Origin of the sequence: Luteibacter sp. Sphag1AF (assembly GCF_014192715.1) — a bacterium.
In the GTDB taxonomy this organism is placed as follows: domain Bacteria; phylum Pseudomonadota; class Gammaproteobacteria; order Xanthomonadales; family Rhodanobacteraceae; genus Luteibacter.
The window spans coordinates 290,559-312,312 of sequence record NZ_JACHYH010000001.1; the positions used below are offsets into that span (position 1 = coordinate 290,559).

At 63.3% G+C, this 21,754-nt stretch carries 19 protein-coding genes; 5 read left to right on the forward strand and 14 right to left on the reverse strand.

Going from position 1 to position 21,754, the window contains the following annotated elements; genetic code table 11:
• Positions 1 to 4 precede the first annotated feature (4 nt).
• Positions 5 to 1,231 (forward strand): beta-ketoacyl-[acyl-carrier-protein] synthase family protein, encoded by a 1,227-nt coding sequence (locus FHW69_RS01365; protein ID WP_183421219.1) that lies wholly within the window; start codon positions 5 to 7, stop codon positions 1,229 to 1,231.
• Between the two features lie 70 nt (positions 1,232 to 1,301).
• Here FHW69_RS01365 and FHW69_RS01370 read toward each other — a convergent pair whose 3' ends face one another.
• Both FHW69_RS01370 and FHW69_RS01375 read right to left on the reverse strand, forming a co-directional pair.
• Positions 1,302 to 2,705, reverse strand: coding sequence for an aspartate aminotransferase family protein (locus tag FHW69_RS01370; protein WP_183421220.1), 1,404 nt, complete (start codon positions 2,703 to 2,705; stop codon positions 1,302 to 1,304).
• Between the two features lie 15 nt (positions 2,706 to 2,720).
• Complete coding sequence (locus FHW69_RS01375) at positions 2,721 to 3,425, reverse strand: MtnX-like HAD-IB family phosphatase (protein WP_183421222.1); 705 nt, start codon at positions 3,423 to 3,425, stop codon at positions 2,721 to 2,723.
• Between the two features lie 154 nt (positions 3,426 to 3,579).
• Here FHW69_RS01375 and FHW69_RS01380 point away from each other — a divergent pair, with 154 nt between their 5' ends.
• Positions 3,580 to 4,347 carry a MipA/OmpV family protein gene (locus FHW69_RS01380; RefSeq protein WP_183421224.1) on the forward strand — a complete coding sequence of 256 codons (768 nt, stop codon included), beginning with the start codon at positions 3,580 to 3,582 and terminating at the stop codon, positions 4,345 to 4,347.
• 2 nt (positions 4,348 to 4,349) lie between these two features.
• On the opposite strand, the gene FHW69_RS01385 is transcribed toward FHW69_RS01380, so the two are convergent.
• From FHW69_RS01385 to FHW69_RS01430, 10 genes are all read right to left on the reverse strand, one after another.
• Positions 4,350 to 5,249 (reverse strand): HlyD family efflux transporter periplasmic adaptor subunit, encoded by a 900-nt coding sequence (locus tag FHW69_RS01385; RefSeq protein WP_255494481.1) that lies wholly within the window; start codon positions 5,247 to 5,249, stop codon positions 4,350 to 4,352.
• Positions 5,246 to 5,986: an ABC transporter ATP-binding protein gene (locus tag FHW69_RS01390; RefSeq protein ID WP_255494482.1), complete on the reverse strand. Its 741-nt coding sequence runs from the start codon at positions 5,984 to 5,986 to the stop codon at positions 5,246 to 5,248. Before FHW69_RS01390 ends, FHW69_RS01385 begins: the two co-directional genes overlap by 4 nt.
• 19 nt (positions 5,987 to 6,005) lie before the next feature.
• Positions 6,006 to 7,139 (reverse strand): ABC transporter permease, encoded by a 1,134-nt coding sequence (locus FHW69_RS01395; protein ID WP_183421227.1) that lies wholly within the window; start codon positions 7,137 to 7,139, stop codon positions 6,006 to 6,008.
• A complete protein-coding gene (locus FHW69_RS01400; protein ID WP_183421229.1) occupies positions 7,139 to 8,551 on the reverse strand; it encodes a TolC family protein in 1,413 nt (470 codons plus the stop codon). The genes FHW69_RS01395 and FHW69_RS01400 overlap by 1 nt, the downstream gene beginning before the upstream one ends.
• A gap of 86 nt (positions 8,552 to 8,637) precedes the next feature.
• The gene (locus FHW69_RS01405) at positions 8,638 to 8,952 is read right to left on the reverse strand and encodes a non-heme iron oxygenase ferredoxin subunit (RefSeq protein ID WP_183421231.1); all 315 of its coding nucleotides are present in this window, start codon (positions 8,950 to 8,952) and stop codon (positions 8,638 to 8,640) included.
• A gap of 94 nt (positions 8,953 to 9,046) precedes the next feature.
• Entirely contained in the window at positions 9,047 to 10,294 is a 1,248-nt protein-coding gene (locus FHW69_RS01410; RefSeq protein WP_183421232.1) for a cysteine desulfurase, read from the reverse strand.
• Between the two features lie 29 nt (positions 10,295 to 10,323).
• A complete protein-coding gene (gene sufD / locus FHW69_RS01415) occupies positions 10,324 to 11,649 on the reverse strand; it encodes a Fe-S cluster assembly protein SufD (protein WP_183421233.1) in 1,326 nt (441 codons plus the stop codon).
• Entirely contained in the window at positions 11,646 to 12,431 is a 786-nt protein-coding gene (gene sufC / locus FHW69_RS01420) for a Fe-S cluster assembly ATPase SufC (RefSeq protein ID WP_183422224.1), read from the reverse strand. The genes sufD and sufC overlap by 4 nt, the downstream gene beginning before the upstream one ends.
• A 55-nt stretch (positions 12,432 to 12,486) precedes the next feature.
• Positions 12,487 to 13,947, reverse strand: coding sequence for a Fe-S cluster assembly protein SufB (gene sufB / locus FHW69_RS01425; protein WP_221195401.1), 1,461 nt, complete (start codon positions 13,945 to 13,947; stop codon positions 12,487 to 12,489).
• 26 nt (positions 13,948 to 13,973) lie between these two features.
• The gene (locus FHW69_RS01430) at positions 13,974 to 14,417 is read right to left on the reverse strand and encodes an SUF system Fe-S cluster assembly regulator (RefSeq protein WP_183421235.1); all 444 of its coding nucleotides are present in this window, start codon (positions 14,415 to 14,417) and stop codon (positions 13,974 to 13,976) included.
• 236 nt (positions 14,418 to 14,653) lie between these two features.
• Here FHW69_RS01430 and FHW69_RS01435 point away from each other — a divergent pair, with 236 nt between their 5' ends.
• Complete coding sequence (locus FHW69_RS01435; protein WP_183421237.1) at positions 14,654 to 14,992, forward strand: P-II family nitrogen regulator; 339 nt, start codon at positions 14,654 to 14,656, stop codon at positions 14,990 to 14,992.
• Complete coding sequence (locus FHW69_RS01440; RefSeq protein WP_183421239.1) at positions 14,982 to 16,313, forward strand: ammonium transporter; 1,332 nt, start codon at positions 14,982 to 14,984, stop codon at positions 16,311 to 16,313. Before FHW69_RS01435 ends, FHW69_RS01440 begins: the two co-directional genes overlap by 11 nt.
• 63 nt (positions 16,314 to 16,376) lie before the next feature.
• Here FHW69_RS01440 and FHW69_RS01445 read toward each other — a convergent pair whose 3' ends face one another.
• Positions 16,377 to 17,000, reverse strand: a complete 624-nt coding sequence (locus FHW69_RS01445; protein ID WP_183421240.1) for a glutathione S-transferase family protein — start codon at positions 16,998 to 17,000, stop codon at positions 16,377 to 16,379.
• A gap of 314 nt (positions 17,001 to 17,314) precedes the next feature.
• On the opposite strand from FHW69_RS01445, the gene FHW69_RS01450 reads away from it, so the two are divergent.
• Entirely contained in the window at positions 17,315 to 20,329 is a 3,015-nt protein-coding gene (locus FHW69_RS01450; RefSeq protein WP_183421241.1) for a TonB-dependent receptor, read from the forward strand.
• Positions 20,330 to 20,444: 115 nt separating this feature from the next.
• On the opposite strand, the gene FHW69_RS01455 is transcribed toward FHW69_RS01450, so the two are convergent.
• The gene (locus tag FHW69_RS01455; RefSeq protein ID WP_183421242.1) at positions 20,445 to 21,722 is read right to left on the reverse strand and encodes a nucleotide sugar dehydrogenase; all 1,278 of its coding nucleotides are present in this window, start codon (positions 21,720 to 21,722) and stop codon (positions 20,445 to 20,447) included.
• Positions 21,723 to 21,754 lie beyond the last annotated feature (32 nt).

Sequence of the window (21,754 nt, forward strand, 5' to 3'; positions counted from 1 at the left end):
TGCCATGAGCAATCGGATGGAACGACGGGTGGTCCTGACCGGCCTGGGCGCAGTCAGCGCCTTCGGCATTGGCGTGGATCCTCTGTGGGGCGCGTTGTCTGAAGGACGTTCGGCCATTGGCCCTCTGCGCCATCCGTACGCGAAGGACCTGAAAGCCACCATCGCGGCGCAATTGCACGATTTCAGACCCGAAGATCATTTCGACGAACGCGTGCTGCCCCTGCTGGATCGCGTTTCGCAGTTCGCCCTGCTCGCTGCACGCGAGGCGGCGAAACAGGCCGGCCTGCCCCACGGTGGCGACAACAGCCATCGCACGGCGGTGATTGTGGGCACCGGCGCTGGCGGCGAAACCTCGCGCGACGAGCAGGACCGCAAGCTCTACGGCGAAGGCGCCGTACGCGTGCATCCGCTGAGCATCGTGCGCATCATGACCAGCGCACCGTGCAGCCACATCAGCATGGAGCTGGGCTCCACGGGCCCGGCATTCGTGGTGTCCAGCGCGTGCGCATCGGCCAATCACGCCATCTGCCAGGCCGTGGCGTTGCTGCGCAGCGGCATGGCCGACGTGGCGGTGACCGGCGGCGCGGAGGCCTGCCTCAGTTTCGGTGTGTTCCGCGCATGGGAAGCCATGCGCATCCTGGCCGACGATACCTGTCGCCCCTTCTGCAAGCAGCGTCACGGGCTGGTACTGGGCGAAGGCGCAGCCATGTTTGTGCTGGAAACGCTGGAGCACGCCAGAGGACGCGGCGCGACGATCCTTGCGGAGATCGCGGGCACGGGCATGAGTGCCGACGCCGGCGACATCGTGGCACCGTCTGCCGAGGGTGCGGCGCGAGCCATTCAGGCCGCACTGAGCGATGCCGGCCTGAGCGCCAGCGACATCGGTTACATCAACGCGCACGGCACGGGCACGCAGGCCAACGACGTGACCGAAACGCGAGCCATCCATCAGGTATTCGGCCCACGGGCCACCGAAGTGCCGGTGTCTTCCACGAAGTCGATGCACGGTCATGCGCTGGGTGCCTCAGGTGCGCTTGAGCTTGTGGCGGTGGTGCAAGCATTGCGCAACGGCATCCTTCCTCCCACGGCCAACTTCCTGGACCCGGACCCTGCGTGTGACCTTGACGTCATACGCAACGAGCCAAGGCGTGTGCAGGTAGCGGCCGCACTGTCCCATTCGTTCGCTTTCGGCGGACTCAATGCGGTGCTCGCGGTGCGCGCACCGGACTGAAACAAATCGTGTCACCAAAAAACAGGGCGAAGGAGCCGGCTGTTGCCGACTCCTTCGCCCGGAGGACTTATCAGCCCTTTTTCGCCTTCGTCAGCAGCTGATCCAGCAGCGAGATGGCGAGGTCGATCTCTTCGTGGCTGATGTCCAGCGACGGAGCGAACGTGATCACGTTCTTGTACCAGCCGCCCACGTCCAGCACGAGGCCGATCTTCTTGCCGTTGTGCTCAAGGCCACCGGCCAGACCGATGTCGACCATCTTGTCGAGCAGTTCCTTGTTCGGCGTGAAGCCGTCATCGGTGCAGATCTCGGCGCGCAGCGCCAGACCCAGGCCGTCGACATCGCCGATTTCCTTGTGACGCTTCTGAAGATCCTTCAGGCCATCCAAGAAGTGCTTGCCCTTCTCCACGACCTTCGTGCCGTAGTCCAGCTCGTAACCCATCTTGATCACTTCCAGACCGAGGGCGGTGCCCAGCGGGTTGGAGTTGAACGTGGAGTGCGTCGAGCCCGGCGGGAAGATGGTCGGGTTGATCAACTCTTCGCGAGCCCACAGGCCCGACAGCGGGTTCAGGCCATTGGTCAGCGCCTTGCCGAACACGATCACGTCGGGGTTCACACCGAAGTTCTCGATCGACCACAGCTTGCCGGTGCGCCAGAAACCCATCTGGATTTCGTCGCAGACCATCAGGATGCCGTACTTGTCGAGCACCTTCTTCAGGTCGATGAAGAAGTTCTTCGGCGGAATGACGTAGCCGCCGGTGCCCTGGATCGGCTCGACGTAGAACGCAGCGTATTCAGCCTGGCCGACCTTCGGGTCCCACACGCCGTTGTATTCGGTTTCGAACAGACGCTCGAACTGGCGCACGCAGGCATCCGAATATTCTTCCGGCGTCATGCCCTTCGGGCGACGGAACGGATACGGGAACGGGATGAACATCGCGCGCTCGCCGAAGTGGCCGAAGCGACGACGGTAGCGATAGCTGGAGGTGATGGACGACGCGCCGAGCGTGCGGCCGTGGTAGCCACCTTCAAACGCGAACATCAGGCTCTTGCCGTTGCGCGCATTGCGCACGAGCTTGAGCGAATCTTCCACCGCCTGCGCGCCACCCACGTTGAAGTGCACGCGACCGTCGAGGCCGAACTTCGACTTCGCGTCCACCGCGATGGTCTTGGCCAGCTCGATCTTGGTCTGGTGCAGGTACTGGCTGGCCACCTGCGGGAGCAGGTCGATCTGGTCCTTCAATCGATCATTCAGACGCTTGTTGCCGTAACCGAAGTTGACGGCCGAGTACCACATCTGCAGGTCGAGGAAGGGGATGTTTTCGCTGTCGTAGATGTAGCTGCCTTCCGCGTGGCGGAAGATCTTCGGCGGATCGACATAGTGCACGGTGTCGCCGAACGAGCAGTACTTCGCCTCATCGGCAAGCAGCTGCGCGTCGTCGATGACGATCTGCGGATTCCTGGAGAGAACGTTCATGCGGGTTCGATCCTGTTACGTCGTAAGTGCGGGAGTCGGGGCGACGACGATCTCGGGTGGGAGACGTCCGTCAGCAAGCGCGGGAAGCAGTTCCAGCGCCTCGTCAAAGCTTGCAATGGGCACGTACGGGATACCCGCCGCGCGGCAATGCTCGATCAGGCGGTTCTTCGCGAACACGAAGTCCACGGTGTCAGCGGCACAGAAGTCCGACGCACCATCGCCGATCAGAAGGGTCTTTCGGCCGGTCGCACGCGACTCGGCTACGCAGGCGCACTTGCAGGTGCCGCTGCGGCAGTCCGGCTGGCGGAACGGCGAGGTGAGGCGCCATTCGCGGTCGCCCGCCATGTTCAGGTGATTGGCAGCCACGGGCAGCGAATTCAGGCCATGACGCTCAAGGATCGAGGCAATGGCGTAATCCAGGCCATCGCTCACCACGCGAATCGGCATGCCAAGGCGCGAGGCCTCAGTCACGAACGCCGGGAAGCCATGGTCGATGTGCAGGCCGTGCAGGTGCGCATCCATTTCCGCGCGGGTGACGTCCAGCAGGCTGACCTGCCCGGCCATGCATTCGGCCGAGCCGATGCGGCCCGCGCGCCAGTCGCGCTCAAGAATTTCCCAGCCGGGACGGCCGAAGCGATCCAGCAGCGAGTCAATGACGTCCTCGACGGTAATCGTGCCGTCGAAGTCGCAAAGGATGTTCCATGAAACCGAGTGATCCACTTGGGATGTCCACCAATTAGGGTTGAGCGCAGATTAGGGAGGGTTCCTTTCGCACCCCTTTCCCCCTCTCCACACGGGTTTCACATAGCACCGTAGACCTCCTGAACACACGGTCCCGCTATGATCTTCGGCGAACTTTCACGCCAGCGAACCGATGAGTCTTTGCCGTCCCCTTGCCCGAATCGCACTCCTGTCCCTGATCCCGTCCTGCGCGGCCTTCGCCAGCGAAGAGGCCAGCTACGCCATCGGCGCTGGCGCTGAACGGATGCCCTCCTGGATGGGCTCCCGCGACCATCGCATACAACCCCTGCCCTATATCGACATCACGCTTCCGGATATCGGCGAGCTGTCCACGGCCGATGGCCTCACTGTCGACTTCATTCACGGCCAAGCATGGCACGGCGGTCTTTACGGAAACTACCTCTGGGGAAGAACAAGTGATGACCTTGGCGCACTGGGCGGCAAGATAACCTCGCTTTCACCGCGTTTTCTGGGCGGTGGCTATGTGGAATACGAGTTCAGCAAACAGTGGACGCTGGGCAGCCATCTCTCTCACGACACCGGCGGCGCGGGTGCCTACTTTGCCGTTTATGCCGACTGGAAGCTTCCGGACCTGGGCTACATCGAGCATTCGTTCGAGTTTCAGTGGGAAGCCATGAATGGCGCGGCGATGCGACGCTTCTTCGGCGTCACCGCTGCCGAGGCCGAGCGCATCGGCACGCAGGCATGGCGGCCTGCCGCTGGCGGCGAGCAGGCCTATGTCGAATACGACGCGTTCATTCCGACCAGCCAGCACACCGGTTTCGCGCTGTCGCTGAACTACGGGCGCCTGCTGGGCGATGCCGCATCCAGCCCGCTGGTGCGCCGTTATGGCACGCGCACGCAGTTCTCGCAGTCACTGGCGTTCGTGTATCACTTTTGAGGTCAGGGGCCGGCTTTCGCGAAACGAACCAGCACACGCTGCCCGATGCGGAGTTCCTGCGGGCTTTCAATCGACAGCACGCAATCCACGCTACGTGAGGTCGCGCGAGCCTGCGCATCATCTTCCAGCGTGCCTGCGCCCACCACCGAGCCCACCCGCACGACCGTGGCCTGCAACGGCTTGGCACCCGCATCGCTGTCGATGGTGACCTGGGCTTTCATGCCCACGGTCACGTCGTTGACGTAAGCCTCGCTGAGTTCCGCACGGACGATGCGCGGGCCGTCCGGCAGCAGCACAAGCAGCGGGCTGGCGGGGCCGGCGGCGGCGCCAGCCCGGTTGTTGAGCTGGGTGACCACGCCTGCCACAGGCGCCTGCAGGGTCTGCATGGCAAGGTCGTACTGAGCGGAAGCGACTTTCTGCCCGAGCAGGCTGGCCTGCGCCCTGGCCGACTCCGCCTCTGCCGTTGCCTGCGACAGCGCTTCGGCGGCGTCATCGGCGCTTTGGCCATCGGTGGCACCGCCCGCCGCCGCCGAAGCCAGACGCTGCGCGCGCAGCTTTGCCGCTGCCACGCGCTTCTCCAGCGTGGCGGCCTGCGCCTGCGCCTGATCGCGTTCCGCCTGCGCAGAGGCCAGCGCGATGCGCGCGGCCGTATCGTCCAGACGAGCCAGTGTCTGCCCTGCCGTCACGTGGTCACCTTCGTGAACGGCCACGCTGGCGAGAATGCCGTCACGCCGCATCGCCAGCGGCAGCAGGCCACCTTCGATGTCGATGCGGCCCCGCGCCACGGCGGCATAGGAGACGGGCGCGGCAGCGGCGGGCGCATGCTCGCGCTCCGAACAGGCGGCGAGCAGAGTCATGGTGAGCAATGCGGCGACGCAACGGGTCATGGCGGGGACATTCATGGCGACGACGCCTGCTGATTCACGGAATGAGAGGGAGCGAGCGGCGAATTGCGCCGGTCACTGAGTATCCGGCCGTCTTCCATCGACAGCACGCGGTCGGCGTGGCCCAACAGGCGCGGATCGTGACTGACGCACAGGACCGTGGTCCCGTGGGTTCGCGCAATACGGTGCAGCATGTCGATCACCATCTGCCCATTGGCCGCATCCAGCGCACTGGTGGGCTCATCGGCAAACAGGAGTTCCGGCTCCTTGGCCATGGCGCGTGCCACGGCAACGCGCTGCTTTTCGCCACCGGAAAGCTCCGTCGGGCGCAGCCGGGAACGCGCGCCCATGCCGACCTCTTCCAGTGCACGCAACGCACGCTCGCGAACGTCTTTGGCCGGAAGCCCAAGGTAATGCAACGGCAGTTCCACCTGCTCCAGCGCACTCAACGCAGGGAAGAGGTTGAAGCCCTGAAACACGAAGCCGGTGTGCAGCAGGCGGAAGCGCTCCAACTCGCGCTGACCCATCTCGTCGATGCGGTTGCCAAGCGCTGTGACGCGGCCGGCGTCGATGCGCTGCAAGCCGCTCAGCACGGCAAGCAAGGTGCTCTTGCCACAACCGGATGGTCCCGAAATGAGGGTCAGCTCGCCTGCGTAAAGGTCGATGGACAGGTCATGCAGGATGTTGGTGCGAATGCGTCCACTGACGAACGCTCGCGCCACACCGTGTGCGGTAAGGCTCGGAATGGGTGACATGGCAGAGGCGTTCATCCGGTCACCTCAGCAACGTGGCAGGGTCGGCGCGGCGCAACGCGCGCGCGGCTGCCAGGCCAGACACCGCGGCCAGCAGCATCACCAGCAGCGCACACACAAGTGTGACCGGCATGCTGAGCAGCACGGGCACATCGCGCGCACGTGCAATCACCATCAGCACTCCACCCACCACAGACGCGCCCAGCAATCCCAGCGCCCCCACCCAGAAGGCCTGTTCAAGCACCACCCAGCGAAGAGCCGGCAAACCCACGCCCAATGCGTTCAGCGTGGCGTACTCGCGCACCGAGCCTGCCACGGCGGCGACGAGCGTCTGGCTCGTGATGACGGCACCCACCAGGAACACGATGCCCGCAAGGAACAGCACGCCGGCACCGGCACCTGTATCGAACATCCAGTAAAGCACCGTGCGGCGTGCAAACGCGCGGGACGTCCAGACATCATAGGGGCCGAAGCCCGGCGCGTGACGCAGCCGGCGAGCTACGGACGCGGCGTCCGTATGCGGCGCCAGCTCAGCCACCAGATAGGTGGGACGACCCGACGACGCGGGGTCGCCATCAAGGCGCGCCGCCGTCTCCAGAGACGCAATGATATTCACGCCGCCCAGCGCACGCAGGCCCGAGCCCACGCCCACCACGCGCACGCGATGCCCGTTGATCGCCGCCGTGCCACCGACGCGCACGCCCAGTTTGTCCAGATCCGCGCGATCCACGATCACGCCATCGGGCTCACGCAGGCGTGATCGCAACTCGGCGTCCAGCACGCGCGCGAACATCAGGCTATTGTCGCGCGGGTCGATACCGGAGACATACACCGATACACCGCCCGTGGCCTGATCGCCACGCCAGTCGCCATCCAGCCAGATGAAAGGCTCCACGCGAGTGACCGCAGGGTCCATGCGCAGGCGCATTTCCACATTGGGATCGAGTGCTCGGCCCTGATCCACGCTCTGTGTTCCGGGGTAGCCGACCCAGAGGTCGCCATGCGAACCGGTGATGTAAACACTGGCGCTGCTGAAAATGCCGAGCACCAGCGCGGCCTGCAACACCTGCAACAGACCGGCGAAACCCACGGCGAGAATCGCCGGCAGAAAACGCCGCCATTCGTAGATCAGCGTCTTGCGGGCCAGCGCCACCATCAGCGCCGCGCCTCGTTTTCCTGGTCTTCGTGATCGCTGGCCACCACGGGCGCTCCGCCCAGTGCCTTGAACAGCGCCACATAAGCCAGATCGCGGGTCGCGCGCGCATCCACCAGTTCGGCATTCGCCTGGGCGAGTGCGGTTCGCGATTCCGTACGGTCCCATTCGCTGGCAAGCTTCAGGTCGATGCGCGTGACCACGGCGCGATCTGCCTGTGCCGTTGCCGTCACGAGGTCACGGCTGCTCCCTTCGCGTTCACGCAGGGCATCAAGGTTGTTCAGTGCTGTCTGCACTTCGGCCACGCCGACCAGCACGCTTTGCCGGTACGCCAGCACGGCCGCCTGAAATTCATGACCCTTGGCATGAGCGGTGGCGGCACGCATGCCCCAGTCGAACAGCGGAATGTCGATCACCGGGCCTGCGCCCACAATGCCGCGTGTATGCGTGCGGCGGTAACTCAGAATTTCGGTGGACCAGATCATGGAGGCGCCGAGCCCGATGCTCGGATACATGTCTGCGCGGGCCAGACCCAGCTCGCCTGCCATGCGCAGCACGTCCGCTTCGGCACGGGCAATTTCCGGGCGCGTGCGCAGCAGCTCCGCCGGCGCGCCGTCCAGTTTCCATGCGCCCAGTTCGGGCACGTCGGCCGCCACACTCCACGCTGGATCGGGCGTGTTGAGGCCCAGCAACACGGCAAGCTGACGCGATGCCGTATCCGCCGCCTGCCGCGGCTCGATCAAGGCAGCACTGGCCCTGGCCAGATCGCCCTGCGCGCGCGCCACATCCACCGGGGAGGCAAGACGCTGGTCTGCGCGCACCTGAGTAAGCGCGGCACGGCGTGCGGATGCGTCACGTACCTCCTGAAGCAGGGCAAGACGCTGCTGCGCCGCGCGCATTTCAATCCACTGGCGCACCACTTCCGCAATGACGGTCACGCGCGCTGCGCGCACATTCGCCTCGCTGCTGGCAAGCTCGCCGCGCGCCACTCGCGATGCGCCGGTCGCACGGCCGAAGAATCCCAGCTCCCACATGGCATCGAAGCCGGCAACGAAGAACGATGCGCTGGCGTCGGGATCGAATGCGTCTTCCGTCTTCGCACGCAGCGAAGGGAGGAAACGATCGCCTGAATGATGGTCCAGTCCGCGTGCTGCCTGCAGTCGTTCCACCGCCTGCGCAACGTCGAGATTATTGGCGAGCGCACGCTCGACAACGGCATCCAGCGCCGGATCTCCCAGCGCCTTCCACCAGCCCTGCATGTCCGGCGCCATGGGCGCGGGGGCCGGCAAGCTGCTCCAGTGCGAGGGCACAGCGGGAACCGGCGGCGGATACGTCACGCTGCCCAGGTTGGCGCAGCCGACCAGGGAGGTGGCGAGCAAACCCAGCGCGAGCGAAATATTAACGAGCCGACGCATGGGGATACGTCCGATACAAGAATGCCGCGGATAGTGCGCGGCAAACCTTACGGATAACTTTCCAGCATGTTGCGAAGACCCGCGCATCATCGGTCGTCACGCGTCCAGATCACACCGTCCTGTTCACGCACCGGGAAGGTGGCGACCGGCTCATAAGCCGGAGGACAGGTCACCGCACCATTGCGCAGATCGAACCGCGCGCCATGGCGCACACATTCCACTTCAAATCCGATGAGAGGGCCGCCCGCCAGTTCCCCGCCGTCATGCGTGCAGACGTCTTCGATTGCGTACAGCGTGCCGTCAACGTTGTAGACGGCAATGGCCGTGTCGCCATCCCACACGATGCGATGCTCGCCCGGCAGCAATTCGCTGCGTGTGCCGACGCGTACCCAGTCCGTCATGCGGACAGCTCCGGAAATGTCACAGGGATCGGAAGTCGCGTGGCCATGGGCGTGGGGGTCGGGAACATGCGGCATGATAGCCCCGACTTGGCCGTCAGAGCAGTAGCTTGCGAACCTTCTGTATAGCCTGGATAAATGCGTCCACTTCCGCCCGGGTGTTATAGAAGGCCAAAGACGCCCGAAGCGTGGCAGGAACGCCGAAAAACTGCATCAGCGGATGAGCGCAGTGATGGCCCGAGCGGACGGCGACACCTTCCAGATCCAGCAGCGTTGCCATGTCGTTGGCATGCGCACCTTCGATCAGGAACGAAATCACAGGCTCTTTTTCGGCCGCGCGGCCGAAAATGCGAATACCTGCCACGGACTCCAGTGCCGTGGTTGCATATGCAAGCAGGTCCTGCTCGTACGCCTTCAGTCGATCAAAGCCCAGACCATTGAGATAGTCGATGGCCGCCGTCATGCCCACGAAACCGGCAATATTGGGCGTACCCGCTTCAAAACGATGCGGCGGATCGGCGAACACGGTGCCGTCGAAACGCACTTCGCGAATCATCTCGCCGCCACCGAAGAACGGCGGCATGGACTCCAGATGCTCGCGGCGCGCCCACAACGCACCCGTACCTGTCGGGGCAAGCATCTTGTGGCCGGTCACCGCGTAGAAATCACAGCCCAGAGCCTGCACGTCGATGGGACGGTGCGGCGCGGCCTGCGAACCATCGACCAGCAACGGGATGCCACGCTTGCGGCACTCGCGCGCCAGCTCGCGAATGGGGTTGACCGTGCCCAGCACATTGGACACGTGGGTGACGCACGCGAGCTTTACGTCCGGCGTCAGCATGTCGATGAACGCTTCGACGATCAGCTCGCCATTCGCATCAATGGGCGCGCCACGCACGACGGCGCCCGTGCGCTCGGCAACCAGCTGCCACGGCACGATGTTGGCGTGATGTTCCATCACCGTGGTCAGGATCGCGTCGCCGGGCTTCAGGCGAGGCAGCGCCCAGCTGTACGCAACCAGGTTGATCGACTGGGTGGTGCCGGAAGTAAGGATCACTTCATTGCGCGAGGGCGCGTTGATGAAACGGGCCAGGCTGTCGCGCGCGCCCTCATAGGCTGCGGTCGCTTCTTCGCCAAGCTGATGCACGGCGCGGGCGACATTGGCGTTGTGCTGGCGATAATGGCTGTCCACCGCCTCGATCACCGACAGCGGCTTCTGGCCGGTGTTGGCGTTGTCGAAGTAGATGAGCGGCTTGCCGTGGACAGTGCGCGCCAGCAGGGGAAAATCGGCGCGGATACGCTCCACGTCGAGCGGCAGGTCGCGGGATTCAACTTTGGCGTTCATGGCAGTTCCGTCGTGATCCGTGGGGCGCTTCAGGCGTCGACCGGGCCGGTGGGCAAATGCGCCACCAGAAGATCGCCCAGATGCTCGCGCAGCGCCTCATTCGGCAGGCTGGACAGCGCGGCGCGGCAGAAGGCCAGCGTCAGCAGGCTGCGTGCCTGAGTGAGCGGAATGCCACGCGAGCGCAGATAAAACAGCGAGCGCTCATCCAACTGGCCAATGGTGGCACCGTGCGCGGCCTTGACCTCGTCGGCGTAAATTTCGAGTTCCGGCTTGGTATCAATTTCCGCCTGAGCGGACAGCAGGAGATTCTTGTTGCTCAGAGCCGCGTCGCTACCATCGGCGCCTTCGGCCACCACGATGGCACCGCGGAACACGCCGCGCGAACGACCATCGGCCACGCCACGCCAAAGCGCGTCGGACGCCGTGTCGCGCGCCTGGTGGCGCACCTCCATCTGAGTGTCCACGTGCTGACGGGCCTTGAGCGCGAAGACGCCCCGCGAATCGAAACGCCCCGCTTCGCCTACCAGTTCGGCCATAAGCTCATGGCGCACGAGCGCCCCACCCAGCTCCACGGCATGCACCGTTCCCACGGCCCGCGCGCCGACGCGCGCGTGGCTGCGTCGGATCAGCGTGGCGCTGGCGCTTGCGTCCTGCACCAGCACCAGATCCAGCACGGCCTCATCACGCAGCGTGTAATCCGCAAAGAGCGTACCCAATGACGCCACGTCGCTGAGTCCGACGTGATGCTCCACGAGGGTGACATGCGCGCCCTGACCCACGTCCACGACCGCGCGCGCGTGCCAGGCAACGCCAGCCTGTGTGCTGATGAACACGATGTGCACAGGCGATGCCACATGCGCACCGGCAGCCACCTTCACCACCACGCCATCGCGTGCCAGCGCCGCATTCAGATGCGCAAAGGCATCCGCTGCCTGATGGCGATGACGCGCGGAAAGCGCGAAGCGCAGCGGCTCGGGGTCCGCAGCCAGCGCATCGGGCAGCGACTGAAGCGTCAGCCCGGCGGGCAACGCCTCAAGCGCGGAAAGGTCGGTACGGAAAACGCCGTCGACAAAAACCATGCGCGCACCGGTAACGCCGGGAAGCACTGGCACATCGACCGCGACAGTACGCGCAGCCTTAAGGTCCACGGGCGCAAAGCCGCGCTGGGACAGCGCGCGCAGCGACGTGTACTTCCATGATTCGTTGCGTGCTTCGGGCAAACCGGTAGCCGCGAACGACGCCAGATTGTCACGGCGCGCAGCGTCGACCCATGCGATGCCGGAGGTGTCAGCGGTGCCTGAGCTGTCCAGCACCGCCTGCACGAAAGGCGTGCGGATGGCCTGGGTCTCGCTCATGCGCGCTCTCCGGCGAGCTCCGCCTTGGCCAGCTCCGGATGCGCATCGGCAAGCCACGCGTAACCCTGCTCTTCCAGCTTCAGCGCCAGCGACTTGTCGCCGCTTTCCACAATGCGGCCACCGGCCAGCACGTGCACGAAGTCCGGCTCGATGTAATCGAGAAGGCGCTGGTAATGCGTGACCACGACGAACGAACGATCCGGCGAACGCAGCGCGTTGACGCCTTCGGCAACCTGCTTGAGCGCGTCGATATCCAGACCCGAATCGGTCTCATCGAGGATGGCCAGCTTCGGTTCCAGCACGGCCATCTGGAAAATTTCGTTGCGCTTCTTCTCGCCACCGGAGAAGCCTTCGTTGACCGCACGATGCAGCAGCTCGTCGGAGATCTGCATGATCTTGAGCTTCTCGCGAACCAGCTTCAGGAAGCGCATGGAATCGAGTTCGTCTTCACCACGATATTTCCGCTGCGCGTTGAGCGCCGCACGCAGGAAATAGGTGTTGTTCACGCCCGGGATTTCCACCGGATACTGGAACGCGAGGAAGACCCCTTCAGCGGCGCGCTCTTCCGGCTCCAGCGCCAGCAGGTCGCGGCCGTTGAACAGCACGCTTCCCGCCGTCACTTCGTAACCCTCGCGACCAGACAGCACATTGCCAAGCGTCGACTTGCCTGCGCCATTGGGACCCATGATCGCGTGTACTTCGCCGGGTTTGATCTCCAGCGAAAGGCCCTTCAGGATTTCCTTGCCCTCAACGCGGGCGTGGAGGTTGTCGATCTTCAGCATGTGCATGGTGCTATCCGTTTAAAGACGTGAGTGCTTCGAGTCGCGAATGGGCCGATCAGCCCACTGCGCCTTCGAGCGATACTTCGAGCAACTTTTTCGCCTCGACGGCGAATTCCATCGGCAGTTCGCGGAAGACCTGCTTGCAGAAGCCGTCCACGATCATCGACACGGCGTCTTCCTCGCCAATGCCACGCGACAGGCAGTAGAAGAGCTGGTCGTCCGAAATCTTCGAGGTAGTAGCCTCGTGTTCCACGATGGCCGTGGGGTTCTTCACTTCCATGTACGGGAAAGTGTGCGCGCCGCACTTCTTGCCGATCAGCAGCGAATCGCACTGCGTGTAGTTGCGCGCACCATCGGCACCCTTCTCGATCTTCACCAGACCGCGGTAGCTGTTTTGCCCACGGCCGGCACTGATGCCCTTGGAGACGATCTTCGACTTGGTGCCCTTGCCGATGTGGATCATCTTCGTGCCGGTATCGGCCTGCTGGCGATGGTGGGTCAGCGCCACGGAGTAGAACTCGCCCACCGAACGATCACCACGCAGCACGCAGCTTGGATACTTCCAGGTGACCGCCGAACCGGTTTCCACCTGCGTCCAGCTGATCTTGGAATCGGCGCCACGGCAATCGCCGCGCTTGGTCACGAAGTTGTAGATGCCGCCAACGCCGTTCTCATCGCCCGGGTACCAGTTCTGCACCGTCGAATACTTGATCTGCGCCCGCTCCATGGCCACCAGTTCGACCACGGCAGCATGCAGCTGGTTCTCGTCGCGCATCGGCGCCGTGCAGCCTTCCAGATACGACACATATGCGTCGTCTTCCACCACGATCAGCGTGCGCTCGAACTGTCCCGTATTCATCGCATTGATGCGGAAGTACGTGGAAAGCTCCATCGGGCAACGCACGCCCTTCGGAATGAACACGAAGCTGCCGTCGGAGAACACGGCCGAATTGAGTGCCGCGAAATAGTTGTCGGCGGTGGGAACTACACTGCCCAAATACTGACGGACAAGTTCGCCGTGTTCGCGAATGGCCTCGGACATCGAGCAGAAAATGACGCCTGCCTCGGCCAGTTCCTTGCGGAACGTGGTGCCGACAGAAACCGAATCGAACACCGCATCCACGGCCACACCCGCGAGTTTCGCGCGCTCGTGCAACGGCACGCCAAGTTTTTCGTAGGTTTCCAGCAGCTTCGGATCGACCTCGTCCAGCGACTTCAGGCCAGCCTTCGGCGCCGAGTAGTAGCTGACCGACTGATAGTCGATGGGCGCAATTTCCAGCTTGGCCCAGTCCGGCTCGGGCATGGTCAGCCAGTGCCGGTACGCAGCCAGACGCCACTCGGTCATCCACTCCGGCTCCTGCTTGATGGCAGACAGCTGGCGGACGGTGTCCTCATTGAGGCCCGGCGGGAGGCTGGTGGATTCGATATCCGTGACGAAGCCGGCTTCATAGCGACGGTTGAGCGCCGCCTCGACTTCGGCGTTATCGCGCACGGGTGCTGCCACTTCGCGTGTCATGTTTTCGCTCTCGTTCATGCGTTCGCTTACCCCGCGGCACTTGCCGCGTGTGTTGCCGTCGCCTTGGGGGCGCCAGCGAGCATCTGTGCCAGGGTCATGGCGCGCAACACGCCATCCACGGCACCACTGACCTGCTGCCAGCTGCCACGGACACCGCATTGCGACTCCCGTTCGCAGTGGCCATGCGCCACGCTGCATTCGGTCATGCCAATGGGCCCTTCCATGGCTTCCACAATGTCCGCAAGGCTGATGGCCTCCGGCGCGCGGGCGAGCCGATAGCCGCCATTCACGCCACGGAACGAATCCACCAGACCTGCGTGACCCAGCAACTTCAGAAGCTTGCTGACCGTGGGAAGCTCCAGACGCGTTTCGTCAGCGATCTGCGCCGTGCTGAGCACGTCGACAGGATGCGCTGCGATCACTGTCATGACGACAGTGGCGTAATCGGTCAGGCGGCTGACACGGAGCATCGGCGGAATGGGGAAAGTGGAAACCGGACCAAAATGGTACAGATTTACCGTCTCCGATGCAATTCGGGTGCGCTGCACCATAAACGGGCAATGACGCACCACAACAGAGCGACCCGACGGCAGCCCGCGCCCCGCCCGCCGCCAACCCGAGGTTTCTACAAAGCTTTTCGCCCTACGGGCGAGTGGCACGCAACCTGCACTGCTCATCCCAGTCAACCAACGGGGGAGCACGGCGCATGAAATGGGTCAACGCGATCATCAAGCCGTTCACGCTGGACGACGTCCGCGAGGCGCTGGCCGAGGTGGGGGTGCAAGGCATGACGGTAACCGAGGTGAAGGGCTTCGGGCGCCAGAACGGCCACACGGAGCTGTATCGGGGTGCGGAATATGTGGTGGATTTCCTGCCGAAACTGAAAATCGAGATCGCCGTCGCCGACGACCAGCTGGAGCGCGCCATCGAGGCCATTTCCAACGCTGCACGCACGGGCAAGATCGGTGACGGGAAAATCTTCGTCATCGACCTGGAACAGGCGATCCGCATTCGCACGCAGGAGGTGGACGCCGATGCGCTCTGACTTGCGTCGTTACACCAGCGGGGCGATCACAGCCCTTGCCCTCCTGCCCGCCGTGTCCTTCGCGCAGGCGCCCACTCCCAAACTGGACAGTGGCGACACCGCGTGGATGCTGACCGCCACCATGCTGGTGCTGCTGATGACGATTCCCGGCCTCGCACTCTTCTACGGCGGCATGGTGCGCGCAAAAAACCTGCTTTCCGTGCTGATGCAGTGTTTTGCAATTACAGCACTGGTCACCGTGCTGTGGGTGGCCTACGGGTACAGCGTGGCATTCGACACCACCGGCATGAGCGCCGGCACGACCAACCTGCATTCGTTCGTCGGCGGATTCAGTCACGCCATGCTGGCAGGCCTCACACCCGGCAGCCTTTACAACACCGTGCCTGAAGCGGTGTTCGTGATGTTCCAGATGACCTTCGCGATCATCACACCCGCCCTGATCGTGGGCGCCATCGCGGAGCGCATGAAATTTTCCGCCCTGCTGGTGTTCACCGCACTGTGGTTCACCATCGTCTACCTGCCCATCGCGCATATGGTGTGGGGCGGCGCCGGATCATTCCTTGGTGACCTGGGCGTGCTTGATTTTGCAGGCGGCACCGTCGTGCACATCAACGCCGGCATTGCCGGTCTGGTCGGCTGCCTTGTGATCGGCAAGCGTCGCGGCTACCCCAATACGCCCATGCCTCCGCACAACCTGGGCTATACGCTGGTAGGCGCGAGCATGCTCTGGCTGGGCTGGTTCGGTTTCAACGCAGGCTCCGCCGTGGCTGCCAACGGCAGCGCAGGCATGGCCATGCTGGTGACGCAGATCGCAACGGCGGCAGCCGCGATCGGATGGACGGCCGTGGAATGGATCACGCACCGTCGCCCCAGCGTGCTTGGCATCGCATCGGGCGCGGTCGCCGGACTGGTGGCCATCACGCCGGCCGCAGGCACGGCAGGACCGGGCGGAGCGCTGGTACTCGGCCTTGCCGCGGGTGTGATCTGTTTCTTCTGCGCGACGCGACTGAAGCGAAAGCTTGGCTACGACGATTCGCTGGACGTCTTCGGAGTGCACGCCATCGCCGGCATCGTGGGCGCCCTGCTTACCGGCCCGCTTGCTGCCGCAACCTTCGGAGGCTTCGGCACCGTGACGGATGTCGGCCTGCAACTGTGGATTCAGTTCAAGGGCGTGGCGTTCACCATCGTGTGGAGCGCGGTGTTGTCGTACGCCATTTTCAAGGGCATTGCCGTGACGATGGGCCTGCGCGTGGATGAAGAACAGGAGCAGGTCGGCCTGGACATCGCATTGCACGAAGAGCGCGGCTACAACCTGTCGTGAAAAAAGGATCGGGCTTGCCTGGAAAAAGGCAAGCCCGGTTACTCGTTCAGACGTCCATACGCACTACGCTGCCGCCAGCTCCGCCTCGCGGGCATGCGCGCGCTTCGTGCCTTCGCGCGCAGCCACATGCTCGATGTATTGCTGCATGCGCGGCGTGGCCTCCACCAACCCAAACTTAGTAATCCACGACAATGCGTTGCCCCACAGCACATCTGCGGCAGTGAAGCGATCACCCAGCAGATAGGGCCCCTTGTCAAGCTGCGCCAGCAACGTGTTCATCATCGTGTTGAAGTCACCGTACGGACACATCGCCTGCGGCGCGGGAGGGTGACCCTGCGCCTTGTCGACCACCGCAGGTTCAAAACAACTGGCATAAAACACCATCCAGCGCAGATACGGGCCGCGCAACGGATCACCAATCGGCGGCGCAAGACCCGCCTCCGGATACAGGTCGGCCAGATACAGAAACACCGCCACCTGTTCGCTGATCAGCGCACCGTCATGGACGATGGCAGGCACCTTCCCCATCGGATTGATCGCCAGGTAAGCCTCACCACGCTGCTCCCCTTCCTTCATGTTCAACACATGCAAGTCGTAGTTGGCATTCAACTCCTCAAGCAGGATCAGCGTGCCGCCTGCGCGGGTCTGCGGGGAGTAGAAGAAGTCGACGCGTGGCTTGGTGCTCATGACGATCTCCGTGGCGAAAAGCCAAGTGTACGACGAGGGTCATTCGCAATGACTTTACGTCCCCGACAACTATTGCCATGTGCGGTTTTTCGGCAAAAAGGGGCCTAGGACACTAGTGTCATAGCCATTTCACAAATAATTGACAATCACGAAATCTCCAGTTAATTCTGTTGTCGCAACTTCCTGCGTCACGGCCGCAAAGACTTTCGGGGAAAAGTTTTTGAGGTTTGGAAGCTGCGCGATGCGGCTTCAAAACCGCCACTACAAACAACAGAGATGGGCCTCCTTCGCGAGGCCCGACAGGGGCTCTTTGCATGATCAGTTCCACCTCCGGTCGTACCCGTTTTTTACGGCACACCGCTTTGGCGCTCGCACTCGGTCTGTCGATCGCAGGCGTCGCCCACGCACAGTCCAACTCTTCGGGCGTCCTGTTCGGCCGCACCTCCGGCGAAGCCGGCACGGTCGTCCACCTGCAAAACAAAGACACCGGCTTCAGCCGCGACGTCCCTGTTGATGCGGATGGCCGCTACCGCATCTCGTCGGTTCCGGTCGGTCGTTACGACGTCTCGGTCCTGCGCGATGGCCAGGTACTGCAAACCCGCGAGAACGTATCTGTGGTACTCGGTACGGGTACCGACGTGTCGTTCGTGACCGAAAGCGCGACGAATGCCCAGACGCTGGAAGGCGTGCAGGTCACCGGCAACGTGCTTCCGGCCATCGACGTCTCGTCGGTCGACTCGCGCACCGTGCTCACCTCCGACCAGTTGCAGAAGCTTCCCATTGCGCGTGACGTCACTTCGGCTGCCCTGCTTGCACCGGGTGCGGTGGGCGGCGACTCCCGCTATGGCAACGTGGCTTCCTTCGGCGGCGCATCGGCGGCGGAAAACCAGTACTACGTCAACGGCTATGCCGTGACCAACGCCCTCACCGGCCTGGGCCTGACCAGCCTGCCGTTCGACGCCATCGACCAGCAGCAGATCTACACCGGCGGCTACGGTGCCGAGTACGGCCGCTCCACGGGCGGCGTGATCAACATGATCACCAAGCGCGGCGGCAACAACTTCAAGGCTGGCGGCCAGGTCGTCTATATTCCTGCAGGCCTGCGCGATTCACCGCGTGACATCTACCTGAAGAATGGCCAGCTGTATCAGGATCGTTCGCGCAACAAGAGCACGCTGAAGGAATACTCCGCCTACGTCAGCGGCCCGCTGATCAAGGACAAGCTGTTCTTCTACCTGACCGGCGACTTCATCAACCAGGATGGCAAGACCATCGGTTCGACGGCAGCGCCTACGTATACCAACTACAGCACGAAGACCTCGCGTTATCTGGCCAAGGTTGACTGGAACATCACGGACAGCCACCTGCTTGAACTGACCGGCTTCAGCGACAAGACCACCAACACCGATCAGATCTACGGCTACAGCTACGCCACCGGTCAGCGCGGCGCTTATCGCGGCTCGGCATATACCAAGAACTACGGCACTGCTGGCGCGACGCCCGGCGGCGACGTGTACATCGGCAAGTACACCGGCTACATCACCGACAACCTGACGATCAACGCCCTGTACGGCCGCAGCACGTCCGAGCATGTGCAGACGACCAACAGCATCGGCGGCCAGTGCCCGCTGATCAGCGGCAGCTTCACCGTCGCAGGCAAGGCGGTATTCCCGCCCAACTGCTATCTGGTGGGCCAGCTGCTGGCAGCCGGCGCAAAGGACCGGACCCACGGCTGGCGCCTGGACGCCGAGTATGTCGCTGGTGACCACGACATTCGCGCCGGTCTGGACAACCAGACCCTGCAGTCCTTCGCAGGCAACTCGTACGAGGGCCCGGAATCCGGTCGCGGCAAGGGCGGCGCTTATTACTGGTCCTACGGCAACGTCAACAGCAGCGGCAAGATCAACGGCTATCCGGATGTGCTGTTCGCACCGGGCCAGCAGTACGTGCAGCGCGTGTACTACTACGCGGCGTCCAACGTTGAGACCGTGCAGGAAGCGCAGTTCATCGAAGACAAGTGGCAGGTCAACGATCGCTGGCTCGCTTACATCGGCCTGCGTAACGAGCAGTTCAAGAACCTCAACGGCGCCGGTACGGTCTACGTCAAGCAGCGCCATCAGCTCGCTCCGCGCCTGGGCATCAGCTGGGACGTGTTCGGCGACTCCAGCCTGAAGATCTACGGCAACGCAGGCCGCTACCACCTGGCCATCCCGTCCAACGTCGCGGTGCGCGCCGCATCGGGCTCGTATTTCCTGCGCCAGTTCGGCTCGTTCACCAGCATCGACCCGGTTACGGGCATGCCCATTGGCTTCGTACCCAATGGCAGCGAGTACGCATCCAACGGTCATGACGGCACCAACCCCGATCCGCGCACCATTGCGGCCAAGGGCATGGGCGCGTACTACCAGGACGAATACATCCTCGGCTTCGACAAGATGTTCAGCAACAACTGGACGGTGGGTGCCAAGGGAACGTATCGCGAACTGAAGAGCTCGATCGACGACTTCTGCGATTCGCGCCCGTTCAAGAACTGGGGTACGCGCAACAACGTGGACATGAGCAAGGCCGTCATTTCCGGCTGCTACCTGTTCAATCCGGGCAAGTCCAATACCTTCCAGGTCAACATGGATGGCAAGGGCACCTTCCGCGACGTCACGCTGACCAAGCAGGACTTCACGAACAACGGCATCGGCTTCCCGGACCTGAAGCGCAAGTACGTGGCTCTGAATCTGTACGCCGAGCATCAGTTCAACCAGGACTGGTACGGCAAGATCGACTACGTCTGGTCGCACAGCTTCGGCAACTCCGAGGGCATGCTGAAGTCGGACATCGGCCAGCGCGATCCGTCGGTCACGCAGGACTGGGATGCACCGGAACTGATGGTCGGCTCCAATGGTCCGCTGCCCAACGACCGCAAGCACCAGCTCAAGGCCTACGGTTACTACCAGTTCAATCCTGAGTGGCTGTTCAGCGCCAACCTCACGGTTGCATCGGGTCGTCCGATCAACTGCCTGGGCGTGGCCCCTGGCGATCCGGTCAAGTACGGTGCCGCCTACTTCTACTGCGACGGCAAGGTTTCGCCGCGCGGCAGCCGTGGTCGTCTGCCGTGGTCCGAACAGCTCAATCTTGGCGTGGAATACCGTCCGGCGTTTGCAGACCACAAGCTGGCCTTCAACGCGGACATCTTCAACGTCTTCACCCAGCAGCGCACGCAGAGCCTGATCGAAGTTGGCGAGAACGCCGCCGGCGCACCGGTTGTGACCTACCAGCGCCCGATCTCGTTCAGCACCCCGCGTTACTTCCGTTTCGCGGTGCGTTACGACCTGTAAAGCAACAAAACGTCACGCGCGTCCTCCCGCGCGCGTGATGTGATGACTACTTCGAGATATCTCGGACCCGGCCCCCAGGCCGGGTTTTTTTTGTAGTCACCACACACACGCCGGATCAGAGGCGCCCGTCTACCGATTCCTGCGGGAGGACCGACTTCACGTCGTACACCACGCCGCCCGGACGGGCGAAGTTACGGATGCGTTCTGCGCCGAATTCGCGGAACTGCGAATGCGCCACGGCGATGATGACTGCGTCGTATGCACCTTCGTCGATGGTTTCCACCGGCCGGATTCCGTATTCACGTTCGGCGTCATCGGCATTGACCCAGGGATCGTAAACGTCCACGTGCGCCATCGAGTGCTGCAATTCGCGGGTGATGTCGATCACGCGGGTGTTGCGCAGGTCGGGGCAGTTTTCCTTGAAGGCGAAACCCAGCACCAGCACACGCGCATCCACGATATGCAGACGACGCTCGCTCATCAGGCGAATCACCCGATCAGCGACATAGGTACCCATGCGGCTGTTGATGCGCCGCGCCGCCAGGATCAGTTCCGGGTGATAGCCCGTGACCTCCGCCTTGTGAGTGAGGTAATACGGATCAACGCCGATGCAATGGCCACCCACAAGTCCCGGACGGAACGGCAGGAAGTTCCACTTCGTGCCTGCCGCCTCCAGCACCTCTTCGGTGTCGATGCCAAGGCGATTGAAGATCAGCGCCAGCTCGTTGACCAGCGCGATATTGACGTCACGCTGCACGTTCTCGATGACCTTCGCCGCTTCTGCCACACGTACCGACGAGGTTTTGTGCGTGCCGGCGCGGATGATCGTGCGATACAGCGCATCCACACGTTCGGCCGCCTCCGGCGTGGAGCCCGACGTGAGCTTGCGGATATCGACCACCCGCCGGGCATGGTCGCCCGGGTTGATGCGCTCCGGGCTGTAGCCGCAGTGGAAATCGACGTTGAAGGTGAGGCCGGACGCAGCTTCCAGAATGGGTACACAGATTTCTTCCGTGGTGCCCGGGTACACCGTGGACTCGAAGACCACCAAGTCGCCCTGCTTCAGCAACGCGCCGAGCATGCGGCAGGCGCCTTCCAGCGGCGACAGGTCGGGACGCTGAGCTTCGTCGATGGGCGTCGGGACGGTCACGATGAAAACGTTGCGGTCGGTAAGTTCGTCCACCGTTTCGGTATAACGCAGCCGCGCCGCTGCCGTCAGGGCATCGGGGGCCACTTCCATCGTGTGGTCGCGTCCGGCGCGCAGCTCGGCGATGCGAGCCGGATTGATGTCAAAACCGAGCGTGTCGAAATGCCTGCCAAATTCCACCGCCAGGGGCAGTCCGACGTAGCCCAGGCCAATGATGCCGATCCGTGGTTCCGAGTGAGAGACCATGTTGCAACCGAGCCAAAAGAAGCAAAGCGTAC

What these genes read in the sequence shown, in the direction of transcription:
- FHW69_RS01365 (WP_183421219.1), top strand. Translation starts at nt 5, where the DNA reads ATGAGCAATCGGATGGAACGACGGGTGGTCCTGACCGGCCTGGGCGCA.
- FHW69_RS01370 (WP_183421220.1), bottom strand. Translation starts at nt 2,705, where the DNA reads ATGAACGTTCTCTCCAGGAATCCGCAGATCGTCATCGACGACGCGCAG.
- FHW69_RS01380 (WP_183421224.1), top strand. Translation starts at nt 3,580, where the DNA reads ATGAGTCTTTGCCGTCCCCTTGCCCGAATCGCACTCCTGTCCCTGATC.
- FHW69_RS01385 (WP_255494481.1), bottom strand. Translation starts at nt 5,249, where the DNA reads ATGAATGTCCCCGCCATGACCCGTTGCGTCGCCGCATTGCTCACCATG.
- FHW69_RS01390 (WP_255494482.1), bottom strand. Translation starts at nt 5,986, where the DNA reads ATGTCACCCATTCCGAGCCTTACCGCACACGGTGTGGCGCGAGCGTTC.
- FHW69_RS01395 (WP_183421227.1), bottom strand. Translation starts at nt 7,139, where the DNA reads ATGGTGGCGCTGGCCCGCAAGACGCTGATCTACGAATGGCGGCGTTTT.
- FHW69_RS01400 (WP_183421229.1), bottom strand. Translation starts at nt 8,551, where the DNA reads ATGCGTCGGCTCGTTAATATTTCGCTCGCGCTGGGTTTGCTCGCCACC.
- FHW69_RS01405 (WP_183421231.1), bottom strand. Translation starts at nt 8,952, where the DNA reads ATGACGGACTGGGTACGCGTCGGCACACGCAGCGAATTGCTGCCGGGC.
- FHW69_RS01410 (WP_183421232.1), bottom strand. Translation starts at nt 10,294, where the DNA reads ATGAACGCCAAAGTTGAATCCCGCGACCTGCCGCTCGACGTGGAGCGT.
- sufD (WP_183421233.1), bottom strand. Translation starts at nt 11,649, where the DNA reads ATGAGCGAGACCCAGGCCATCCGCACGCCTTTCGTGCAGGCGGTGCTG.
- sufC (WP_183422224.1), bottom strand. Translation starts at nt 12,431, where the DNA reads ATGCTGAAGATCGACAACCTCCACGCCCGCGTTGAGGGCAAGGAAATC.
- sufB (WP_221195401.1), bottom strand. Translation starts at nt 13,947, where the DNA reads ATGACACGCGAAGTGGCAGCACCCGTGCGCGATAACGCCGAAGTCGAG.
- FHW69_RS01430 (WP_183421235.1), bottom strand. Translation starts at nt 14,417, where the DNA reads ATGCTCCGTGTCAGCCGCCTGACCGATTACGCCACTGTCGTCATGACA.
- FHW69_RS01435 (WP_183421237.1), top strand. Translation starts at nt 14,654, where the DNA reads ATGAAATGGGTCAACGCGATCATCAAGCCGTTCACGCTGGACGACGTC.
- FHW69_RS01440 (WP_183421239.1), top strand. Translation starts at nt 14,982, where the DNA reads ATGCGCTCTGACTTGCGTCGTTACACCAGCGGGGCGATCACAGCCCTT.
- FHW69_RS01445 (WP_183421240.1), bottom strand. Translation starts at nt 17,000, where the DNA reads ATGAGCACCAAGCCACGCGTCGACTTCTTCTACTCCCCGCAGACCCGC.
- FHW69_RS01450 (WP_183421241.1), top strand. Translation starts at nt 17,315, where the DNA reads ATGATCAGTTCCACCTCCGGTCGTACCCGTTTTTTACGGCACACCGCT.
- FHW69_RS01455 (WP_183421242.1), bottom strand. Translation starts at nt 21,722, where the DNA reads ATGGTCTCTCACTCGGAACCACGGATCGGCATCATTGGCCTGGGCTAC.